This is a genomic window from Stenotrophomonas sp. HMWF003 (assembly GCF_003061285.1).
Taxonomy (GTDB): domain Bacteria; phylum Pseudomonadota; class Gammaproteobacteria; order Xanthomonadales; family Xanthomonadaceae; genus Stenotrophomonas; species Stenotrophomonas maltophilia_AP.
In genome coordinates this window covers 1-4897 of the sequence record NZ_QAIW01000118.1, presented here as the reverse complement: position 1 = coordinate 4897, position 4897 = coordinate 1, and the positions used below count along the sequence as shown (strand labels likewise).

Here is a 4897-nt window from a genome sequence, read left to right as displayed (position 1 = left end):
CCGGAAACTCAGCGCAGGCGGGTACTGCGTGGCGGCACCATCTGCGCGCGCCGCACGATCCCCAACTGCTCGATGATCAACGCCAGTTCGTTGGTGACCTGGGTACGGCTGCGCCCTTTGGGCACCAACCGCTCAAGCACCTGCTGGTAGGTGGTCCAGAATTCCGGGCCGCAGCCATGTTTGCTGTAACTGGCTTCCAGCTCGGTGCGCACGCCATTTGCCAAGTCATGTACGTCGTAGTGCATACGACCTCCCTTGGACTTGCCTTGCCTCGGAGACGAGCTACCACCCTGCGTGGTGCAGGTTCACTTGCGCTTCACCCAAAATTTGCACGGTCCTCGCACCAAGTCAATCGGCAGAAGGCACTTTGGCGAGGACATCGCTGAATGGTTCAGATGCGCTACCCCCGTTCCACCCAGGCAGGATGGGCCGGGAATGTTGACAGCGTGATGTCAAAACCGCCGACGCGGCCAGGCTAGGACGCCAGCCGCCAGACCCCGTAGGCGCAGATGGCGATCCCCACGCCAAGCAGCGCCCACACCAGACCGTTGAAGCGCTTGAGCGCCTTGGCCAGCACCAGCGAGAACCCGATGCCTGCCAGGCCGATCGCCAGCCAGAGCACGCCATTCACGTTGCTCGGCGACGCCCAGAACGACCCCGGTGCCCCGGTGGCGGCAAACAGCTGGGGCAATGTCATGGCAGGACCTCGGAAGTGAACGAGCCTGCATCGTGGTCAACGGGTCGTGCCGGTGCGGTGAAGACCGGGGCGCCCGTGGCGGCGATTTACCGGGCCGCCGCCGGCATGGCCGGGTGCGCGGGCACGGTGTGCGCCAGCAGGTCGAGCAGCCGGTCCAGACCGGTGCTTACCGCCGCGCCGTCATTGACCCGGCGTGCAAACCCGGCCCAGTCGCCGGCCGACAGCTGGCGGATCAGGGCCGGCTCGACACCCAGCCAGCGCATGCCCCAGAACGGGAAGTAGCGCTGGGGCACGCGGCCCCGGCTCAGCTCCACGATGCCATGGTGGCTGCGGGCCTGCAGGATGCGCTCGTGCACGGCGGCCATGCCGTCTTCCGGGCCTTCGAAGTACTGCAGGAAACGGCCGCCATCAAACAGCAGCACGCCGGTGACGCCGGCCACCGTGTTGAAGCGGGCGGCATCGTCGACCAGCGTATCCAGCACGGTACTGGACAAGCCGGCCGACGCCTCACTGACATAGGCAATCGCGCGAAGGGGCATGGGCGTGTCCTTGGATTGAAGGGAGATGCTGTCACTTTCAGCGGTCCGGATAAACCACCTCACTGAAGCGTTCAGATGAGACCCGACCCGGCGGAAACGATAAAGCCCGCTTTCGCGGGCTTCATGCGTCAACAATTTGGAGGCCTGGACGGGAATCGAACCCATCTCAACGGATTTGCAGTCCGGTGCATAACCACTCTGCCACCAGGCCGGTGACCCTACAGCTTACCGGGCAATGATACCCCGATAAAACAAGACCCCGAGAACGGGGCCTGGTCAGGATTTGGAGCGGGAAACGAGACTCGAACTCGCGACCTCAACCTTGGCAAGGTTGCGCTCTACCAACTGAGCTATTCCCGCAAAATCAGGCGCGTATCTTACCGAAACCGCAGGTAACACACCAGCCTTTTCACACTTTATTTCACATCCCTGTCGAACCTGCCGATCAGGATGCCCGCGTGCCACCGCGGAGATAAACAAGGCCCCAAGGGGGCCCTGTCGAAATCTGGAGCGGGAAACGAGACTCGAACTCGCGACCTCAACCTTGGCAAGGTTGCGCTCTACCAACTGAGCTATTCCCGCAGACTTTCTGCTTGCCCCGACTGCACCGCACCGTGAGGTGCTGGAGGCTGCCGGCCCATCGACCTGCGTCGAAGGAGCGCTATTGTGTCGGGATTCCTTCACGCCGTCAACATGCTTGTTCAGCGGAAAGAGCGCCCGTTACACCCGCATCCCGCGCCGATGGAAATACACCTGCTCGGCCACCCGTCGCATCGCGCCGGAGTGCAGCACCAGATCCAGCGGCCAGTCCATCTGCAGGTGGTCCATCGCCCAGCGCATCAGGCGCTTGCGGCGGAAGGTGGGGGCTGCCTTGCGTGCCACGGTTTCCGGTGGCGGCCCGTTGCCACGCAGTCGCAGGCCAGCGGCGTCGCCGATCGCCCAACCGTGCCGCCAGGACGAGTGGATGCCGCCGGCGGACAGCGGCGACACGATACCGGCCGCATCGCCGGTCAGGATCACCCCGGGCGCGGTGATCGGGCCATCCGGCAGGCCGCACGGCACCAGCCCGGCGCGCGTCGCGGTCGCAACCGCTGCCGCCGGCAGGCCGACCACGTCGCGTACATGCTGCAGGAATCCCTCCATATCGGGCTGCCGTGCATGGGTCGGATCATGGCGCAGCGCCAGCCCTATCTGCACGCCGGTCGGATTCTGCGCCGCCCAGCCGATGTAACCCGGGGCGAAGCGCTTGCTGGCAAAGCAGTGCAGCGCCCCGGCTTCGGCCAGCTGGACGCCGGCAAACTCCTGCTCCACCCCGTACAGATTGTCCTGCACGCGGCCCAGCCCGGTGCGCTGCGCAACGCGTGAGGTGGCGCCGTCGGCACCGATCAGATAGCGCGTGCGCCCTGCCCCCTCCACCTGCCAGCCGTCACCGTCGCGCCGGGCGTGGGTGAACGACTGCTGCAGGCGCAGGTCCACGCCATTGGCGCGCAGTTCGGCCGCCAGCCAGCGCAGCAGGTTCGGCGTGTCGGTGGTCATGAAGTAGTAGCCCGGGGCCGCCAGCAGCACGCTGCGCAGGCTGGGGGCGTACAGCCGCACCCGCTCTACCCGCTGCAGCAGCTCACCCGGCGCCCGGCCCAGCCAGGTCTGTTCGATGGCCTCTTTGACGATGATGCCGGTGGTGTGCAGTCGCGCGCCGGGATCGGCCTTGCGCTCCAGCACGCACACCCGCAGGCCGTACTGGACGGCGGCGAGCGCGCAGGCCGCGCCGGCGAAGCTGGCACCGACAACGACAAGGTCCCAGTCGTAGGCGGTAGAAGACGTCTCCATTCAAGGGGTGTCCTGTGCGATAAGGGGCACAGGATCCCGGCCGATGGCGGAGCGGCCATGAAGTTGTGGTGAAGCGGGTATGAAGCGCCGCTCGGCCTGCCCGCCCATGCAGTGTGCATGGGAGAATCCGCGTTTCTCCGGCGCACCACGCGCCCTCATCGAGCGCCATGACTACCCGCACCCCGCGCAACGCATTCTTCGGCATGGCCGCATTGCTGGCGGTGCTGCTCATCGCCTGCATGGCGACCAACGTGGGCTCCAACGCGTGGATGCTGCTGCTGGACAGGAGCAACGTGCTCCCGGCCGAGTCTTCGATCTTCTCGTTCGAGCCCTACGTGATCAATCAGGGGTCGTCGAACTACTGGCTGTACGGCAAGGACGACCGGAACTACTACCACTTCGTCTACCTCGACGAAGCCGCCTACGTGTACCTGCCTATCGACAATGCCTGCCCCGGCTTCAAGCGCGATGACATCCGCACCTGGTGCAAGGTGCGCATCGGCCAGCGCCGCTGACGACGCGCGGCGCGCATACGAAAAAAGCGACCCGAAGGTCGCTTTTTTCGTCGCTTCACACCGCGATGGAATGCCGGTGGACGCTGTATCTGGAGCGGGAAACGAGACTCGAACTCGCGACCTCAACCTTGGCAAGGTTGCGCTCTACCAACTGAGCTATTCCCGCTTGGGAGGCGAAATTCTACAACCAAATGCGCAGGTGTCAACAGCCCTTACGCATTCTTTTTCGCACGCGCGGTTTCGCGGGCCAGGCGTTCGTCCTCACGCAGGCTCGGCCACGCCGCATGCAGGTACTGCAGGCCCGAGAACAACGTGAGAATCGAGGCGATGGCCAGCGTCCAGTCACCGATGTGGAACACCTGCACGCCCATCCAGATGTCCTGCATCGGCGTATGCGGCGCCACCGAGTACAGCAGGCACAGCAGCGCCACCATCTGCGCGGTGGTCTTGATCTTGCCGATCAGGGCCACGCGCACCTTGGCGCGCTGGCCGATCTCGGCCATCCACTCGCGCAGTGCCGACACGGCGATTTCGCGGCCGACGATCACCGCCGCCCACACCGCCATCCACGCGGTCGGATGGCCCTGCACGATCAGGAACAGCGCCACGGCCACCATCAGCTTGTCGGCGACCGGGTCGAGGAACGCGCCGAACGCGGACGCCAGGTTGTAGCGGCGGGCGATCCAGCCATCCAGCCAATCGGTGATGGCAGCCAGGCCGAAGATCGCCGCGGAGGCGAAATTGGTCCACTTGTAGGGGAGGTAGAACACCAGCACCAGCACCGGGATCATCAGGATCCGCAGCAGGGTGAGCCAGGTGGGGAGGGTCAACTTCATCGCATCTCTCTACTCGCCCGCCGCGTCGGGCGTGGGCAGTCCATGAAGGTTAGCGTAGATGCGCGCAGCGAGGGCGTCATTGATGCCCTCGACTTTCGCGATTTCGGCCTCCCCGGCCGCTTTCAGGCCGACCAGCCCCCCGAAATGCTTGAGCAGGCTGGCGCGGCGGCGCGGGCCGATGCCGGCGATATCCTCCAGCTTGCTGGTCATGCGCGCCTTCTGGCGGCGCCCACGGTGGCCGGTGATGGCGAAACGATGGGCCTCATCGCGTACCTGCTGGATGAACTGCAGGGCCGGCGAGGCCGCGCCGGGGCGCAGTTCGCGGCCATCGGGCAGCACCAGCGCCTCATGCCCTGCCCGGCGCTCCACGCCCTTGGCCACGCCCACCAGCATCACCCCTTCCACGCCCAGGTCGGCCAGTGCCGCCTGGGCCTGGCCGAGCTGGCCGGCGCCACCGTCGATCAGCAGCAGGTCGGGCAGCAC

Annotated in this window: 7 protein-coding genes and 4 tRNA genes; 1 reads left to right on the top strand and 10 read right to left on the bottom strand. The window is 65.8% G+C overall.

Annotation, left to right across the window (positions count from 1 at the left end):
• Positions 1-8: 8 nt before the first annotated feature.
• The 7 genes from DBR34_RS04670 to DBR34_RS04640 form a co-directional block, all read right to left on the bottom strand.
• Positions 9-245: a hypothetical protein gene (locus DBR34_RS04670; protein ID WP_128095908.1), complete on the bottom strand. Its 237-nt coding sequence runs from the start codon at positions 243-245 to the stop codon at positions 9-11.
• Positions 246-475: 230 nt separating this feature from the next.
• Positions 476-697, bottom strand: coding sequence for a hypothetical protein (locus DBR34_RS04665; protein ID WP_128095907.1), 222 nt, complete (start codon positions 695-697; stop codon positions 476-478).
• Positions 698-783: 86 nt separating this feature from the next.
• Positions 784-1236, bottom strand: a complete 453-nt coding sequence (locus DBR34_RS04660) for a BLUF domain-containing protein (RefSeq protein WP_128095906.1) — start codon at positions 1234-1236, stop codon at positions 784-786.
• A 137-nt stretch (positions 1237-1373) separates the two neighbouring features.
• Positions 1374-1447, bottom strand: a tRNA-Cys gene (locus DBR34_RS04655).
• A 73-nt stretch (positions 1448-1520) separates the two neighbouring features.
• Positions 1521-1596 (bottom strand) — tRNA-Gly (locus tag DBR34_RS04650).
• Positions 1597-1742: 146 nt separating this feature from the next.
• Positions 1743-1818: transfer RNA gene (locus tag DBR34_RS04645), tRNA-Gly, on the bottom strand.
• 138 nt (positions 1819-1956) lie between these two features.
• Positions 1957-3063 (bottom strand): NAD(P)/FAD-dependent oxidoreductase, encoded by a 1107-nt coding sequence (locus DBR34_RS04640; RefSeq protein WP_128095905.1) that lies wholly within the window; start codon positions 3061-3063, stop codon positions 1957-1959.
• Between the two features lie 167 nt (positions 3064-3230).
• Between DBR34_RS04640 and DBR34_RS04635 the strand changes: the two genes are divergently transcribed.
• The gene (locus DBR34_RS04635) at positions 3231-3578 is read left to right on the top strand and encodes a hypothetical protein (protein ID WP_128095904.1); all 348 of its coding nucleotides are present in this window, start codon (positions 3231-3233) and stop codon (positions 3576-3578) included.
• A 90-nt stretch (positions 3579-3668) separates the two neighbouring features.
• Here the strand turns inward: DBR34_RS04635 and DBR34_RS04630 are convergent.
• The 3 genes from DBR34_RS04630 to DBR34_RS04620 form a co-directional block, all read right to left on the bottom strand.
• Positions 3669-3744: transfer RNA gene (locus DBR34_RS04630), tRNA-Gly, on the bottom strand.
• A 46-nt stretch (positions 3745-3790) separates the two neighbouring features.
• On the bottom strand, positions 3791-4414 hold the full coding sequence (gene pgsA, locus DBR34_RS04625) for a CDP-diacylglycerol--glycerol-3-phosphate 3-phosphatidyltransferase (RefSeq protein WP_128095903.1): 624 nt from the start codon (positions 4412-4414) through the stop codon (positions 3791-3793).
• Positions 4415-4423: 9 nt separating this feature from the next.
• Positions 4424-4897 (bottom strand): helix-hairpin-helix domain-containing protein (locus tag DBR34_RS04620; protein WP_343125603.1); only part of this gene is annotated, 474 nt, incomplete at its 5' end.